16 protein-coding genes are annotated in these 14,545 nt (G+C 71.3%); 2 read left to right on the top strand and 14 right to left on the bottom strand.

The genetic code is table 11. The annotated features are described in order from the left end of the window. Positions 1–37 precede the first annotated feature (37 nt). The 4 genes from N8K70_RS10855 to N8K70_RS10870 form a co-directional block, all read right to left on the bottom strand. Positions 38–979: a diacylglycerol/lipid kinase family protein gene (locus N8K70_RS10855; protein ID WP_317138361.1), complete on the bottom strand. Its 942-nt coding sequence runs from the start codon at positions 977–979 to the stop codon at positions 38–40. 43 nt (positions 980–1,022) lie between these two features. Next, entirely contained in the window at positions 1,023–1,217 is a 195-nt protein-coding gene (locus N8K70_RS10860) for a hypothetical protein (protein WP_317138362.1), read from the bottom strand. A gap of 90 nt (positions 1,218–1,307) precedes the next feature. Then, on the bottom strand, positions 1,308–2,846 hold the full coding sequence (locus tag N8K70_RS10865; protein WP_317138363.1) for a gluconokinase: 1,539 nt from the start codon (positions 2,844–2,846) through the stop codon (positions 1,308–1,310). A gap of 88 nt (positions 2,847–2,934) precedes the next feature. Then, positions 2,935–4,317, bottom strand: coding sequence for a GntP family permease (locus N8K70_RS10870; RefSeq protein ID WP_317138364.1), 1,383 nt, complete (start codon positions 4,315–4,317; stop codon positions 2,935–2,937). Positions 4,318–4,429: 112 nt separating this feature from the next. Between N8K70_RS10870 and N8K70_RS10875 the strand changes: the two genes are divergently transcribed. After that, positions 4,430–5,149: a FadR/GntR family transcriptional regulator gene (locus N8K70_RS10875; RefSeq protein ID WP_317138365.1), complete on the top strand. Its 720-nt coding sequence runs from the start codon at positions 4,430–4,432 to the stop codon at positions 5,147–5,149. A gap of 26 nt (positions 5,150–5,175) precedes the next feature. On the opposite strand, the gene N8K70_RS10880 is transcribed toward N8K70_RS10875, so the two are convergent. The 4 genes from N8K70_RS10880 to N8K70_RS10895 form a co-directional block, all read right to left on the bottom strand. Beyond that, positions 5,176–5,514 carry a hypothetical protein gene (locus tag N8K70_RS10880; RefSeq protein ID WP_317138366.1) on the bottom strand — a complete coding sequence of 113 codons (339 nt, stop codon included), beginning with the start codon at positions 5,512–5,514 and terminating at the stop codon, positions 5,176–5,178. Further along, entirely contained in the window at positions 5,511–6,140 is a 630-nt protein-coding gene (locus N8K70_RS10885; RefSeq protein ID WP_317138367.1) for an Asp23/Gls24 family envelope stress response protein, read from the bottom strand. The genes N8K70_RS10880 and N8K70_RS10885 overlap by 4 nt, the downstream gene beginning before the upstream one ends. Next, on the bottom strand, positions 6,137–6,703 hold the full coding sequence (locus N8K70_RS10890; protein ID WP_317138368.1) for an RNA polymerase sigma factor: 567 nt from the start codon (positions 6,701–6,703) through the stop codon (positions 6,137–6,139). Before N8K70_RS10890 ends, N8K70_RS10885 begins: the two co-directional genes overlap by 4 nt. Before the next feature lie 313 nt (positions 6,704–7,016). Then, on the bottom strand, positions 7,017–8,315 hold the full coding sequence (locus N8K70_RS10895; protein ID WP_317138369.1) for a dicarboxylate/amino acid:cation symporter: 1,299 nt from the start codon (positions 8,313–8,315) through the stop codon (positions 7,017–7,019). A gap of 161 nt (positions 8,316–8,476) precedes the next feature. Between N8K70_RS10895 and pgi the strand changes: the two genes are divergently transcribed. Continuing rightward, the gene (gene pgi / locus N8K70_RS10900; protein ID WP_317138370.1) at positions 8,477–10,159 is read left to right on the top strand and encodes a glucose-6-phosphate isomerase; all 1,683 of its coding nucleotides are present in this window, start codon (positions 8,477–8,479) and stop codon (positions 10,157–10,159) included. 132 nt (positions 10,160–10,291) lie between these two features. Here pgi and N8K70_RS10905 read toward each other — a convergent pair whose 3' ends face one another. The 6 genes from N8K70_RS10905 to N8K70_RS10930 form a co-directional block, all read right to left on the bottom strand. Beyond that, positions 10,292–11,125 (bottom strand): alpha/beta fold hydrolase, encoded by an 834-nt coding sequence (locus tag N8K70_RS10905; protein ID WP_317138371.1) that lies wholly within the window; start codon positions 11,123–11,125, stop codon positions 10,292–10,294. Positions 11,126–11,255: 130 nt separating this feature from the next. Continuing rightward, positions 11,256–11,822 (bottom strand): RNA polymerase sigma factor, encoded by a 567-nt coding sequence (locus N8K70_RS10910; RefSeq protein ID WP_317138372.1) that lies wholly within the window; start codon positions 11,820–11,822, stop codon positions 11,256–11,258. A gap of 224 nt (positions 11,823–12,046) precedes the next feature. After that, positions 12,047–12,220: a CsbD family protein gene (locus tag N8K70_RS10915; RefSeq protein ID WP_317138373.1), complete on the bottom strand. Its 174-nt coding sequence runs from the start codon at positions 12,218–12,220 to the stop codon at positions 12,047–12,049. A 77-nt stretch (positions 12,221–12,297) separates the two neighbouring features. Continuing rightward, positions 12,298–12,519 carry a hypothetical protein gene (locus N8K70_RS10920; protein WP_317138374.1) on the bottom strand — a complete coding sequence of 74 codons (222 nt, stop codon included), beginning with the start codon at positions 12,517–12,519 and terminating at the stop codon, positions 12,298–12,300. A 71-nt stretch (positions 12,520–12,590) separates the two neighbouring features. Beyond that, positions 12,591–12,995: an Asp23/Gls24 family envelope stress response protein gene (locus tag N8K70_RS10925; RefSeq protein WP_317138375.1), complete on the bottom strand. Its 405-nt coding sequence runs from the start codon at positions 12,993–12,995 to the stop codon at positions 12,591–12,593. A gap of 243 nt (positions 12,996–13,238) precedes the next feature. Continuing rightward, positions 13,239–14,405 (bottom strand): saccharopine dehydrogenase family protein, encoded by a 1,167-nt coding sequence (locus tag N8K70_RS10930; RefSeq protein ID WP_317138376.1) that lies wholly within the window; start codon positions 14,403–14,405, stop codon positions 13,239–13,241. Positions 14,406–14,545 lie beyond the last annotated feature (140 nt).

Consider the following 14,545-nt stretch of genomic DNA (forward strand, 5'->3'; position numbering starts at 1 on the left):
CTGCATGCCCCGGGCCGCGGCCCTGCATGCTTCGGGCTCAGCGGATGCGGAGAGCGGCGGCCTGGATCTCGATCGAGAACGCGCGCACCTCGCCGAGGTCCTCGCCGTCGATCTCGAGCACGCGGGGCTCGGGCAGCGCCACCCGGACGCTCCTCGCCCGCGCGTGCGTCGTCGTCTCCGCGCTCTCGGCGCGCTCGGAACGGCTCAGGAGACGCCGGATGCCGTTGTCCCAGACGAAGGAGCGGAAGGTGTCGAGCCATCCGGCCACGCCCTCCGCGCTGAGCAGCAGCAGGTCGAGCTCGCCGTCGGAGGGGTCGGCGTCGGGCAGCAGCGTGAAGCCGCCCTGCAGCATGCCGCAGTTCCCGACGAGCAGGGTGTGCCCCGCGACGCTCTCCGCCTCGCCGCCGTCGACCGAGATCTCGAGCTCGACGACCTCGCTCGCGCTCACGGCGCGGCCGAGCGACTCGACGTAGGCGAGCCAGCCGACCCGGCCCTTCAGATCGTCGTCCGTCTCCACGATCATGTGCGCGTCGATGCCGAAGCCCGCCATGACCGCGAAGGCCCTGCGCTGGGCGGACCCGTCGATCTCGGCCTCGACCCAGCCGAGGTCGATCGTGCGCGCCTCGCCGGTGAGCACCCGCCGGAACGCGGACGACAGGTTGCCGAGGGGCACCTCGAGATTGCGTGCGAGCAGGTTGCCCGTGCCGAGCGGGATGATGGCCAGCTCCGCCTCGGCGTCCGGCTGTGCGAGCCGCTCGGCGACGGCGCGCACGGTGCCGTCACCTCCTGCGGCGACGACCACGTCCGCGCCGGACGCGAGCGCGTCGCCCGCGACCTCCTGCCCGGCGTCCTCGCGGGTCGTCTCCCACCAGCTCACCTCGGCGGACTCGCCGCCGTGCGCCGCCCTCAGCGCCTGCTCGAGATCCTCGCGCTTCACCTTCGACGGGTTCCACACGATCGCGATCCTGTCACCTGCCATGTCATCCCCTCGTTCGGATGTGTGCGTCCGCTCCTCCCCGCGCTCAGCGGGCGGGGATGTCGAGCTTCGCCTTCTTCGCCTGCTTGCGGTTGCGGTCGTCGGCGAAGATCTTCTTCGCATCGGCCGGGTCGAGCCGTCCTTCGGCGAGCAGGCGGATCGGGCAGCGCGTGCAGCGCGGCTTCGACGCGCAGCAGGACTTCTTCGGCTTCACCCGCTTGCTCTTCTTCCCGGACGACACCCTGTCATCGTATTCGGTCCAGGCCGTCGTGCTCGCCGCGGGCCGTCGGCGTCGGCCCGGCTCCCGCGTCGGGCGGGCGGGGGGCTCCGGTCAGAACGAGATCGGGAGCGACGGAGCGAGGCGCCGCAAGCGCGTGTGCGTCGGGAGCAGCGCCTCGTAGAGCTCGTCGAAGAGCGGCAGCAGCGCCGCGTACACCGCGGCATCGCCCGGATGCGGGCGGACGGTGCGGTCGACGGGGAGGTGCTGGGCGGCCACGTCGATCGACTCGACGAGGCCGAGCGCCTCCATGCCGAGCAGGGCGGCGCCGTAGCTCGACCCCTCCTGGCCCTCGAGGAGGCCGATCGGCGAGCCGAAGGCGTCGGCGAGGGTCTGCTGCCAGAGCGGATGCCGCATGACGCCGCCCGTCGCGCGGATCTCGTCGATCTCGAGATCGGCCGCCCGCATCGACTGCAGCACGAGGGCGAGCTGGAGCGCGACGCCCTCCACGGCCGCGCGCACGAGGTGCTCCGTCCGGTGCGCCCGGGTCAGGCCGATGTACGATCCGCGCGCGATGCTGCTCCAGTGCGGCGCGCGCTCGCTGAGGAGGTAGGGCAGCATGAGGAGGCCGCCCGATCCCGCCGGCACGGTCGACGCGGCGTCGAGCAGCTCCGCCGCGGAGATGTCGTGACCGCCCGCGATCTCCGATCGCACCCAGTCGAGGGTCACCCCGCCGTTGTTGATCGCACCGCCGATGACCCAGCGGCTCTCCGTGAGGGCGTAGCAGAACACGCCGCCGCGGGGGTCGACCGCCGGCCGGTCGACGGCCACGCGCAGGGCGCCGCTCGTGCCGATCGAGCACGCGGCCACCCCGGGACGGACGGCGCCCACGCCGAGGTTCGCGAGCGGGCCGTCGCCCGCGCCCACGACGACGGGCGTCGACAGCGGCAGGCCGGTGGCCGCCGCGCCCTCCTCCGTCAGCGAGTCGAGGACGGTCGTCGTCGGCACGAGCTCGGGCAGCTGCTCGGCGCGGATCCCCGCGAGGGAGAGCGCCTCGTCGTCCCAGGCGAGCCGGTGGATGTCCATGAGCCCCGAGCAGGAGGCGAGCGAGTGGTCGACGACGAGGGCTCCGCACATCCGCAGGAGCACCCAGTCCTTGACCCCCGCCCAGATCGCCGCGTCCTGGCGGATGCGCGGCTCCTGCTCCCGGAACCAGATGAGCTTCGTGAGCGGCGACATGGGGTGGATGGGAGTGCCCGTGCGCCGGTGGAGCGCGAGGCCGCCCGACGACGCGCGCACCCGCTCGGCCTGGGCCGCGGCGCGGGTGTCCGCCCACGTCACGACGGAGGTGATGGGCCGCAGCTGCGCGTCGAGGGCGAGGAGCGAGTGCATCGCCGAGGAGAACGACAGGCCCGCCACCCTGTCGGCGCCGATCTCGGCGACGACCTCGCGCACGCACTGGTAGACGGCTCCGAGGATGAGGTCGGGGTCCTGCACCGCGTGTCCGGGGTGGGGCTCCTCGAGCGGATAGCCCTGCGAGGCCGATGCGATCTGCGTGCCGTCCACCGTGTAGGCGACGGCCTTCGTCGCCGTCGTCCCCATGTCGACGCCGATCACGGCGTCCCGTCGCGCCTCACGCGCTCGTGTCGTCATGTCTCCTCCCGCGGGCCGATCGGACCCGGGCCCGCGACGAGGGCGGGACGCCCCGTGACGTCGAAGATGTCGTCCATGCCGGCGCCTCTCAGAAGATCGCGTAGACGACGAGCACGAGCGCGAAGCCGACGACCGACTCGATCGCCTGCTGGACCGTCCAGGTCTTGAGCGTCGTCTTGACGTCCATGCCCATGAGACGGCCGACGAGCCAGAACCCCGAGTCGTTGACGTGGCTCGCGAAGACCGATCCGGCCGCCGCGGCGAGGGTGATGGCCGCGGTGTCCACGACGCCGAAGCCGCCCGTCGTGACCGCGGGGGCGAGCAGCCCGGCCGTCGTGACGAGGGCGACCGTCGCCGATCCCTGGGCGACGCGGAGCACCACGGCGATGACGTATGCGGCGAAGATCAGCGGCAGGCCGAGATCGGCGAGGGTGCTCGAGAGCGCGTCGCCGATGCCCGAGGCGCGCAGGACCCCGCCGAACATGCCGCCGGCACCCGTGATGAGGATGACCGACGAGACGGGGCCGAAGGTGCCCTCCACGAGCTTCTCCAGCGCGGATCCGTTCGCTCCGCGGAACCTCCCGAGGACGAGGAGGGCGACGAGCACCGTGATGAGGAGCGCGATGGGCGATGTCCCGATGAGCATGAGAGCCTGCACCCACGTCTCCGTCGCGTCGACGACGCCGACCGAGGCGAGCGCGTCGAGCCCCGTGTTCAGGAAGATGAGCAGGATGGGGAGCACGAGGACCGCGATCACCGTGCCCGCCGACGGCGGGTTCTCCGGCTGGTCGTCGTCGGTCGCCCCGAAGAGGTCGGGCACGATCATCGGGTAGCGCCCGTTGACGAACCGCCCCCACAGGTAGCCGGAGAGGTACCAGGTCGGGAACGCGATGACGAGGCCGATGAGCATGACGACGCCGAGATTCGCTCCGAAGAACTCCGTCGCCGCGACGGGGCCCGGGTGCGGCGGCAGGAACACGTGCATGACCGAGAACGCCGCGGCGCCGCTGAACCCGTAGAGCAGAAGGTTCTTCCCCCCGATGCGTCGCGCGACGGCGAAGATGATCGGCAGGACGACGATGAGCCCGGCGTCGAAGAAGATCGGGAACCCGAGGATGAGAGAGGTGATGCCGAGGGCGAACGCCGCCCGCTTCTCGCCGAAGACCTCGACCATCCGCGCGGCGACCACCTTGGCGCCTCCGCTCGACTCGATGAGGCGGCCGAGGATCGCCCCGAGCCCGATGAGGAGGGCGACCGATCCGAGCGTCGAGCCGAAGTACTCCACCAGCACCTCGTCGACGATGGAGCCGGCGGGGATGCCCGTGGCGACCGCGGTCAGCAGGGACACGACGACCAGCACGAGGAACGGATGCAGCCGGATCCTGATGACGAGGAACAGGATCAGCGCGACCGCCGCGGCGGCGATCGCGAGCAGAGGTCCGGTCCCCAGGGTCTGGGTCCACTCTTCCATGGGTTTCTCCGTTGAAATCGAGGGGCGCGCGATGCTGCGCGGAGGTCGGGATCAAAAAGTAGTACTTAACGCGACGGTAAGATACTACCTATTCCGGGAGCAAGGGAGCGACATGGCCATCGGAGTGCACGGAGGAGTGCACCACGACGTGCTCGACGACATCGGTCGCCGCATCGCGTCGGGAGACCCGCGCCCGGGCGCCGTCTTCACGCTCGCACGGCTCGAGAGCGAGTACGGCGCCTCGCGGACCGTGGTGCGCGAGGCGGTGCGCGTGCTGGAGAGCATCCGGATGGTCGCATCGCGGAGACGGGTCGGCATCACCGTGCTGCCCCGAGAGCACTGGGACGCGTTCGACCCGCAGCTCATCCAGTGGAATCTCGCGGGACCCTTCCGTCAGCAGCAGCTCGAGTCCCTCATGGAGCTGCGCGTCTCCGTCGAGCCGATGGCGGCCCGGCTCGCGGCGACCCGCGCGACGCCCGGGCAGCGGGCGGAGCTGCTGCGACTCGCCGAGACGCTCGGAGATCTCGGCGGCCGCGGCCTCGGCGACACGGCACCGTATCTCGACGCCGACCTCGCCTTCCACGGGACGCTCCTCGCCGCGTCCGGCAACCCGCTGCTGACGGCGCTCGAGACGCCCGTGCACGAGGTCCTGAGCGGTCGCACGAACCTCGGGATGACGCCGGGGACCCCCGTCCCCGGGACGCTGGAGGACCATCTCCTGACGGCGCAGGCGATCGCCGCCGGCGACGCCGAGGCGGCCGAGCGCCACTCGCGCTCGCACATGCGGACGGTGTGGAACGAGATCGCCGGAGGCCCCGCGGCCGACCGCTGACCGGTCGCCGCGGCCGCCTCGCCGGGTCACGGCTCGTTGATGAGCACGATCGTCAGCTCGATCGTCACGTCTCCGGCGCCGAGCGCCGCCAGCGCGCCCGACGCGTTCTCCGCGGCCAGCCGGCACGTCGCCGCGGCCGGAGCGGCGACGTCCACGCCGATCGACGCGATCGCGCGCAGCTCGCCGTCGGCGTCCTTCAGGTCGACGAACGGCCGCTCGGCGTCGCGCCATCCGAGCAGCTCGGCGCCGGCGTCGACCACGCGTGCGATGAGCGGCCCGGTGCGGAACAGCCCCGTGACGCCGGGCGTCGACTCGAGGGCACCCTGCACGGCCCGCGCGATCTCCGTCCGGCGCTGCACGCTCATCGTCCCTCCCCCGCCGGGTCCGCACCGGGCCCGGCGACGTCCTTCACCGTGATGTCGATCCCCACGACGCGCAGCTCCGTGTGCGTCGCGAGGCGCCGGTCGATCTCACCCCTGAGCCTCTCCGCCGCCTCGGCGATCGGTGTGCCGTACGGCGTGCTCACGTCGACCGTGACGCGCAGAGGCGCGGACGGCGTGAGGACGTCGCCCTCGAGGCGACATCGCCCGATGAGCAGTCCCGGCACGGCCGTCTCGGCGGCCCGCACGAGCCCCCTCACCGCGCCCTCGGTCAGGCCGAGGTCGAGGGCGTCGTCCTCGGACGCGAGCGGGATCCGCCTCCCTGCGCGCGCGTCGAGCGCGATGGAGCCGAGCACACGCTGCACCCAGCGCTCGTCGACCGCGGGCTCGGCCGCGGTGTCGGCCGCGAACAGCGCGGGCGTGATGTCGCGCAGGCGCTCCATCGCCTGCAACGCCAGCTGGCACCCGGGCGACTGCTCGATGGACGGGTCCTCCGGCCGCCGACCGGCGTCCAGGTAGTCGCTCAGCTCCTCGAGGGTGTGCCCGTCGAGGTCCTCCGGCTCGAGTCCCCACGCTTCCGCGTCGAGGTCCGGTCGGTCGTCCTGGGTCATCGCCAGGCCTCCATCCGCACGATGATGAACTTGCGCGCACGAGCCAGAAGGCCGCGCACGGTCGAGACGGGGAGGTCCAGCTCGGCGGCGATCTCGTCGTAGCCGTAGCCGCCGAGCTCGCGCATCATCCAGCACTCCCGCTGCGACGGCGGCAGCTCCTGCAGGGCCGCCCCGAGCGCCTCCACCTCGGATCGCACCTCGACGACCTGCGCGGGGCCGGCATGGTCGGGGGCACTGCGCTCGATCGCGTCGATGTCCTCCGCCGGACGCGTCGCGCGCAGGCGGTCCACGGCCTTCCGGCTCACGATGCGCATCAGCCAGCTCTTGACCTTCGACGGGTCGTCCAGGTCGGGGAGCCGCTGCCACGCCGTCACGAACGACTCCTGCACGACGTCGTCGACGTCGGCGGTGCCTGCGAGCATCCGGCGCGTATAGGCGCGCAGGAGAGGAGCGTAGCGACGCACGAGGACCGTGAAGGCCGCGACGTCGCCGTCCGCCGCACGCCCCACGACGATCCCGTCATCCGCTTCCTCCAGCCGATCCGACGACGACCCTCCGTTCATCCCCTGCTCCTCCCCCCGGAGTGTGCGACCGACAGCGAGCCGGCGCGGCACTGATGCCCTGGACCGCATCTTGCCACAGCGGGATCGACTCCACGTCGCGCTTGACATCCTCGGTCCTGCCGTCGGGTCCACGGTGCTCTCCTCGCTGCCTCTCCGAAGCGGCCGCCTCGTCGAGCCGGCTCGGAGCCGGGGCGCGGCGATATCGGTAGGACGCGGCGACGGGGACGGATGTCACGAAATCGTCGGAGACGACTCTCGAGAGCCCTCGTCTCCCGCGGGAAGGCGCTGACGCGGTCCCGGCGGCGGCGCGGCCTCAGTCGGCGCGGTCCGCGCGTTCGAGCCGCTCCTCGTCGGCGGCCGTGTCGACGCTCACCGCGTCGGCCGTCCTCTTCCCGTCGTAGACGTCGCGGTCGATCTCGTCGCTCGCGTCCGCCACGAGCATCGCGACGAGCGTGTCGCCGTTGACGTTGAGGAACGTGCGGAAGATGCCGGCGAACCAGTCCACGGCGATGAGGAGCCCCACCGCCTCGAACGGGAGCCCGAGCGAGGTCGCCAGGAACATCGCGACGACGGGGAAGCCGCCGGGGACCGTGATGGTGCCCATGTTGAGCAGCACGGCCAACGCCATCCCCAGGACGATCTGGCCCGGCGTGAGCGCGACGTCCCCCGCCTGCGCGAGGAACATCACGACGATCATGTAGTTGAGCACGGCGCCGTAGGAGCCCATCGTGAGCCCCACGGAGAGCGTGAAGCTCGCCACACGCTGGCTGACGCCGACCTTCTCGACGGCGTTGCGGAGCACCGTGGGGAAGGTGACGGCCGAGCTCGTCGTCGTGACGGCGATGGCGGTCTGCTCGGCGAGCTTGCGCGGGAGCTTCCAAGGGCTGAGCCGGGTGCGCGCCGCGACCACGGCGACGAACAGCACGAGGAGGACGACGACGCCCACGAGGGTCGTCCCGAGGTACTTCAGCGCCGTCGTCACGACGGCGAACCCGACGTCTCCGGCGAGGGCGGCGAGCAGGCAGAACACGCCGATCGGCGCGATGTGCATGACGAACCGGATCATCGTGAGCACGATCTGCTGCAGCTGGTCGAAGAACCCCAGGACGAGACGGTTCCCGGTCCTCGCGACGGAGCTGTTGAGCGCCGCTCCGAACAGCAGCGAGAAGACGATGATCGGCACCATGGACGCCGTGGACATCGCCTCGAAGATGTTCGTCGAGACGAAGCCGAGGACGGTCTCCTGCCAGCCGGTGGTCTCGGTCGCGGAGTCCTGCAGCGACGGGTCGAGCTCGCCGGCGAACACCATGCCGTCGCCGGGCCGGAACAGCACGCTCAGCCCCCAGGCGAGGACGGCCGCGACGACGGAGAAGCCGATCATCCACGCGAACGTCCGGAACGCCAGCCGGCCGGCGCCCTTCCCCGTCATCGAGCCGGTCGCGACGATGACGGACGCCATGACGAGCGGCACGATCGACATCTGGATGAGGCGGATGAACAGGTCTCCGACGAACGTCAGGTTGGCCGCCCACTCGCCCGCGATCAGCCCGAAGACGATCCCCGCGATCGCGGCGACCCCGATCTGGAGCGCGGGGTTCTTCAGGATCTTCATGTGCTCCTCCATGGGGCTCGCTGCGCGGCGCATCTGCCTGCCTGCCTGGCGAGACTAGGAGGGCGCCGTTAGCGAGATGAGGACGGCGTGTTTCCGTCGTGTTTCCGGGATCTCCCGCCGGACGGCGGCCGGGCGCTCGCGGCACTCGGTACGGTTGCATCATGACCGCTCCCGTCGACCCCACGTCCACCGAGGCCTGGGCGGAGCTCGATGCGCTCCGCGCGAGCTTCTCCCCCGATCTGCGCGCATGGTTCGCCGAGGACCCCACGCGCGCCGAGCGTCTCAGCCTGCCGCTCGCCGATCTGCACGTCGACCTCTCGAAGAACCTCGTGACCGACGACGTCCTCGCCGCGCTCGTGCGCCTCGCCGAGCAGACCGGCGTCGCCGAGCGGTTCGCCGCCCTGCTCGCCGGCGAGCACATCAACACGACCGAGGACCGCGCCGTCCTGCACACCGCGCTGCGACGGCCTGCCGGCTCCTCGCCCGCGCTCGTCGTCGACGGGCAGCGGATCGACGAGGACGTCCAGGCCGTCCTCGACGAGGTCTCGTCGTTCGCCGAGCGCGTCCGCGGCGGCGACTGGGTCGGCGTGACCGGCAAGCGCGTCACGCACGTCGTGAACATCGGCATCGGCGGCTCCGACCTCGGCCCCGTCATGGTCTACGAGGCGCTGAAGCCGTATGCCGACGCCGGGCTCGAGGCGCGCTTCGTGTCGAACATCGACCCGACCGACCTCGCCCAGAAGACCGCCGACCTCGATGCCGAGACGACGCTGTTCATCGTCGCGTCGAAGACCTTCACGACGCTCGAGACGCTCACGAACGCCCGCCTCGCCCGCGACTGGCTGTGGACGCGGCTGGAGGAGAAGGGCGCGACCGGCTCCGACGAGACGTCGCGCGCCGACGCCGTCGCGCATCACTTCGTGGCCGTGTCGACCGCCCTCGACAAGGTCGAGGCGTTCGGCATCGACCCCCGGAACGCGTTCGGCTTCTGGGACTGGGTCGGCGGCCGCTACTCGGTGGACTCCGCGATCGGCACGTCGCTGGCCGTCGTGCTCGGCCCCGACGTGTTCCGCGAGCTGCTCGCGGGCTTCCACGCCGTCGACGAGCACGTCCGCACGACGCCGCTCGAGCGGAACGTGCCCGCGCTCATGGGCCTCCTCAACGTCTGGTACACGAACTTCCTCGGCGCCCAGACCCACGCGGTCCTCCCCTACGCGCAGCAGCTGCACCGCTTCCCCGCCTATCTGCAGCAGCTGACGATGGAGTCCAACGGCAAGTCGGTCCGCTGGGACGGCTCGCCCGTCACGACCGACACGGGCGAGATCTTCTGGGGCGAGCCGGGGACGAACGGCCAGCACGCCTTCTACCAGCTCATCCATCAGGGCACGCGCCTCATCCCCGCCGACTTCGTCGCGTTCGCGAATCCCGCCTACCCCCTTCGGGACGGCGAGCGGGACGTGCACGGGCTGTTCCTCGCGAACTTCCTCGCGCAGACGAAGGCGCTGGCCTTCGGGAAGACCGCGGAGGAGGTCGAGGCGGAGGGAACGACGGGCGCGCTCGTCGCGGCGCGCACGTTCGCCGGCAACCGCCCGACGACGTCGATCTTCGGCCCGGCCCTGACCCCCTCCGTCCTCGGCCAGCTCATCGCCCTCTACGAGCACATCGTGTTCGCCCAGGGCGCGGTGTGGGGCATCAACTCCTTCGACCAGTGGGGCGTCGAGCTCGGCAAGCAGCTCGCGCTGCAGATCGCGCCCGCCATCGAGGGCGATGCGGACGCGCTCGCGGACCAGGACGCCTCGACGCGGGCGCTGCTCGCGTACTACCGGGATCACCGCACGGCCTGACGCAGGACGGATGGGACGAGCTCCAGCCGCAGACGGGGCGCGACGGCGTGGTCCCGGTGCACGATCCCCGGGCGCCGTGTCGTTCGACGCCGTCGCCGTGCTGCACCGTACGGAGGGCCGCGCCTGCGGGGTTCAGCGGCCGAGGAACTCGAGGAGGATCGCGTTCACCTCGTCGGCATGGGTCCAGAGGAGCCCGTGCGGAGCCCCCTCGATCTCGCGGTACTCCGCGGTCGGCAGCGCCCGGGCGAAGCGACGGCCGGTGTTGTCGATCGGCAGGATGTTGTCGGCCGTGCCGTGGACGATGAGCGACGGCACGTCGATGCGCGGGACGTCGTCCCGGAAGTCGGTGAGCCACGTCGGCTGCGCGGCGATCGACGCATAGGCCGAGGCCGTGTACGCGAGCTGCCGGTTCGCCTCGAGCGCCTCGGGGCTCAGACGGTTCCCGAGGAAGTCGTCCGTGTTGAAGAAGTCGTGGAAGAACGAGGCGAAGAAGGCGTACCGGTCCTTCGTCACCGCCGCGAGCAGCGGGTCGAACACCGACTGCGGCACGCCATCGGGGTTGTCGTCGGTCTGCAGCAGGAAGGGCTCGAGCGAGCCGAGGAACACGGCCTTCGCCACGCGCTCCGAGCCGAAGCGGGAGATGTAGCGCGCGACCTCGCCCGTGCCCATCGAGAAGCCGACGAGCACGGCCTCCCTCAGATCGAGCGTCTCGAGCAGCGTCTTCAGGTCGGCGGCGAACGTGTCGTAGTCGTAGCCCTCCGTGGGCTTCGAGCTCTTGCCGAACCCCCGGCGGTCGTACGTCACCACGCGGTGGCCGGCGTCGAGGAGCGCGGCCGTCTGCTTCTCCCACGACGAGCCGTCGAGGGGGTATCCGTGGATGAGCACGACGGGCTGGCCCGTGCCGTGATCCTCGTAGAAGAGCTCGACGGGCGTGCTGTTCTCGGTTCCGACGGTGATCGTCGCCATGATGATCGTCCCTTCTCGCACGGAGAGCACTCGTCCCCGCTCCTCCGTCCACACAAGACGACGATCTGTGACGCCGCAAGCGGCTTGCGGCGGAGCGGGAGGGAGTGCGACGATGGGCGGCTCCGGCGGGTCAGCGCCAGTCGGCCATCCGCGCGATGACGTCCTTCCTGGCACGCGCCAGGAGTCCCCTGACGGTGGTGACGGGGACGCTCATCTCCTCCGCCACCTCGTCGTAGGTGAGACCGGCCAGTTCCCGCAGCACCCAGCATTCGCGTTGCGCGACGGGGAGCTCGCGCAGCGCGTCGCCGAGTGCCTCGAGCTCCTCGTGCGCCTCCGCCACCCGCGGAGGAGAGGCGTCCGCGGGGGCGGGCAGCTCGGCGTCGTCGACGTCGGCCCGCGGCCGTTCCGCGCGGATGCGGTCCACCGCCTTGCGGCTCACGATCCTCATCAGCCAGCTCTTCACCGCCGCCGGGTCCTCCAGCCCGGGAAGTCCCCTCCAGGCGGCGATGAAAGCCTCCTGCACGACGTCGTCGACGTCGGCCGTTCCCCTCAGCATCCGCCGGATGCACGCCCGCATCATGGGCGTGTACCTGCGGACGAGCACCGCGAACGCGGCCTGATCGCCGTCGGCGGCACGACCGGCCACGATGCCGTCGTCGGCATGGTCGAGAAGACTACGGACGTGCTCGCCGCCCATGCATGCCCCCCCTCACGCAAGAGGCCCTCCCCCATGAGGGCCCACGACGGCGCTCACGCGCCGCCGCTGGCCACACGATGCCTCGGAGACATGTCGCGCGCACGGAGGTTGTATGGTCCATCCAGTCATCCCGCGCGACCGTGCGCCGTGCCCGTAGGACACCCACACACGGCGACGATCGCGGGGAGACGCCGGAATGGATCCCGCGCCTCCCCGCGCACAGCTCACTTCTTGAACGTGTCCTTCACGTCCTCGGCCGTCTTCCTGATGTCGCCCTTGGCCTGGTCCGCCTTGCCCTCCGCGACGAGCTTGTCGTTGTCGGAGACGTGACCGGCCGCTTCCTTCGCCTTGCCGGCGACCTTGTCGGCGGCGGCCTTGATCTTGTCCTGAGCGCTCATGTCTGCTTCCTTTCTCTCTTCTTCACGACCCCGGGTCCGGATGGCCGTGCACGTGACGGCGTCGTTGCGCCGTCAGATCAATCGCCGAGCTTCCCCAGCTGCTTCCGGGTCTTCTCGATCGACTTCCGGGCCTTCTTCGCCAGGCGACGACGCGACTTCTTCGCCTCCGGGCTGGTCCACAGCCGTTCCGCCTGATGACGGAGGTCCTCGTAGCCCTTGCCTCGCGACTTCGCCGACTCCACCCCCACGAGATACGACGCGACCACGAGGATCGCGATGATCAACAGGTTCTTCTTCATCCGTCTCTGCCTTCCCTCGGGGGCCGCCGACCCGTCGCGGACATCCCGCGTCGCGTCGTCGACGGCTGCTTTCACTCGGCTCGCGCCGGCTCGGACCCGTCGTCGTCCTCGGACGGGATGTGGATGTCGTCGATCGCGACGTTCACCTCGGTGACGTCGAGCCCGATGAGATCCTGAGCCGCCTGAGAGATCGCCGCACGCACCTCGTCCGCCACGGTGCGAAGCGCCACCGGATACTCCGCGACGATCGTGACGTCCACCGCCACCTGCGTCTCCCCCACCTCGACGCTGACGCCCTGGGACGGATCGGACGTGTCGAACGCGTCGCGGATCGCGCCGACCGCCCGCGCGGCCCCACCCCCGAGGGCGTGCACGCCGTCGACCCCGCGGGCCGCGATGCCCACGATCTTCGCGACCACGCCGTCGTCGATCTCCGTCTCGCCGTCGGGCCGGATCCCGCCGGTCACATTCGACATGTCGTGCTCCTTCGTTGCTTCCGCTCTGCCGCACCCCTGGATGCGGGCCGCTGCGGCCAGCGACACTCGTAAGACGTGTCCGGCGGCACGAACGTCACAAACCGGGCGGATGGAGTCTCGTGGCGACGGCCGGCGTCAGCGCCGGAGAGACGAAGCGCACGCTCGGGACGGCAGGTCGGGACGGCCCTGCCGGGCCTGCTCGCGCCAGGCCGGGCAGGGCGTCCTTCCGCGCCGCGCCCCCGGTCAGCCCTCCACGGCGAAGGTCAGTCCGGCGTACCGCTGCAGCCGCTCCACGAGGCGTCCCTGAAGCGCTGCCGCGGGCGTCCAGAAGCCGCCGGGGACGGCGTCGGCCTCCGTGACCAGGCAGATCGCGCTCTCGGCGATCATCCTGGGCGTCGAGCCGTATCCGGGATCCTCGTCGCCCTTGACCGACACGCGCACCTGACGGCCGTCGGGCGCGATGCCGATGAGGAGCAGGTCGAAGTATCCCGCCTGCCTGTCCTGCGGCCCTTCGCCCGGCTTCGGGGCCGCCGGGGACGGGGCATCGGCGTCCGGCGAGGCTCCCGGCCCGTCCTCGTCGCCGGGCTCCTCCCCGGCGACCATCATCTCGTCGTAGACGAACCCGCGGCCGTACGCGTGCTCCAGGAGCAGGTTCGAGCGATGGACGACCTGGGTGTCGACGACCCCCAGCATGAACGGGACGACCGCCCCCACATCGGGGTCCGTCGTCGGCACCGCCCCCGAGGGCTGGGCGGGGCCCTCGAAGCCGGGGGTGAGGCCGAACGGGCTGTTGACCACCTCCGCCAGGGAGGGATCGTCCTCCAGCGCCTCCGCCGTGCTCTTCATGCTGGCGATCGATCCGCCGGAGACTCCGCCCTTGAACGCGCGGACGCGCCCCTTCACGCGCGGGACCGGTGCGCCCAGCGCCGTGCGCGCCGTGTCCTGGCAGAACCAGACGCCGGTGTCGGACGGGATGGAGTCGAAACCGCAGGCGAACAGGATCCGCGCACCGCTCTCCTTGGCCCGCGCCTCGTGCTCGTCGATCATGCGGCGCATCCAGTGGGACTCGCCGGAGAGGTCGAGATAGTCCGTCCCCGACTCCGCGCAGGCGGCCACCAGATCGGACCCGTAGAGACGGTAGGGGCCGACCGTGGTGATCACGGCCTTGGTCCGGGCGACCATCTCCCGCAACGACACCGGGTCCTTGGCGTCGGCGATGACGAAGGGCGTGTCCTCGGGCGCGCCGATCGCGTCCCTCGCCTCGACGAGATCCGCCTCGAACTGGCCGCCCATCGCCCACGCGACCTCACCGCCGAGACCGTGCTTCTGCAGCAGGTGCTCCGCCACGAGACGGCCGGTGAAGCCGGTCGCGCCGAAGACGACGATGTCGAATTCCCTCGTCTGGTTCATGGTTGTCCTCTTTCTCCTAGGGGCCGCGAAGGGCGTCCGCGCCGCTGCGGGCACGCCCTGGCTCGTACGCATGGGGTCGAGGCGACGACGACGTCGAAAGCCCGACGGAGGGTGAGGAGGTCCGGCGGGTGCCGAGCGAG

Origin of the sequence: Microbacterium sp. AB, assembly GCF_032878875.1 — a bacterium.
Classification (GTDB): domain Bacteria; phylum Actinomycetota; class Actinomycetes; order Actinomycetales; family Microbacteriaceae; genus Microbacterium; species Microbacterium betulae.

Bases quoted from the DNA above. Each gene is read 5' to 3' on its own strand.
- N8K70_RS10930 (WP_317138376.1), bottom strand. From the start codon at position 14,405: ATGAACCAGACGAGGGAATTCGACATCGTCGTCTTCGGCGCGACCGGC.
- N8K70_RS10895 (WP_317138369.1), bottom strand. From the start codon at position 8,315: ATGAAGATCCTGAAGAACCCCGCGCTCCAGATCGGGGTCGCCGCGATC.
- N8K70_RS10915 (WP_317138373.1), bottom strand. From the start codon at position 12,220: ATGAGCGCTCAGGACAAGATCAAGGCCGCCGCCGACAAGGTCGCCGGC.
- N8K70_RS10880 (WP_317138366.1), bottom strand. From the start codon at position 5,514: ATGAGCGTGCAGCGCCGGACGGAGATCGCGCGGGCCGTGCAGGGTGCC.
- N8K70_RS10870 (WP_317138364.1), bottom strand. From the start codon at position 4,317: ATGGAAGAGTGGACCCAGACCCTGGGGACCGGACCTCTGCTCGCGATC.
- N8K70_RS10925 (WP_317138375.1), bottom strand. From the start codon at position 12,995: ATGTCGAATGTGACCGGCGGGATCCGGCCCGACGGCGAGACGGAGATC.
- N8K70_RS10910 (WP_317138372.1), bottom strand. From the start codon at position 11,822: ATGGGCGGCGAGCACGTCCGTAGTCTTCTCGACCATGCCGACGACGGC.
- N8K70_RS10890 (WP_317138368.1), bottom strand. From the start codon at position 6,703: ATGAACGGAGGGTCGTCGTCGGATCGGCTGGAGGAAGCGGATGACGGG.
- N8K70_RS10875 (WP_317138365.1), top strand. From the start codon at position 4,430: ATGGCCATCGGAGTGCACGGAGGAGTGCACCACGACGTGCTCGACGAC.
- N8K70_RS10905 (WP_317138371.1), bottom strand. From the start codon at position 11,125: ATGGCGACGATCACCGTCGGAACCGAGAACAGCACGCCCGTCGAGCTC.
- pgi (WP_317138370.1), top strand. From the start codon at position 8,477: ATGACCGCTCCCGTCGACCCCACGTCCACCGAGGCCTGGGCGGAGCTC.
- N8K70_RS10885 (WP_317138367.1), bottom strand. From the start codon at position 6,140: ATGACCCAGGACGACCGACCGGACCTCGACGCGGAAGCGTGGGGACTC.
- N8K70_RS10865 (WP_317138363.1), bottom strand. From the start codon at position 2,846: ATGACGACACGAGCGCGTGAGGCGCGACGGGACGCCGTGATCGGCGTC.
- N8K70_RS10920 (WP_317138374.1), bottom strand. From the start codon at position 12,519: ATGAAGAAGAACCTGTTGATCATCGCGATCCTCGTGGTCGCGTCGTAT.
- N8K70_RS10855 (WP_317138361.1), bottom strand. From the start codon at position 979: ATGGCAGGTGACAGGATCGCGATCGTGTGGAACCCGTCGAAGGTGAAG.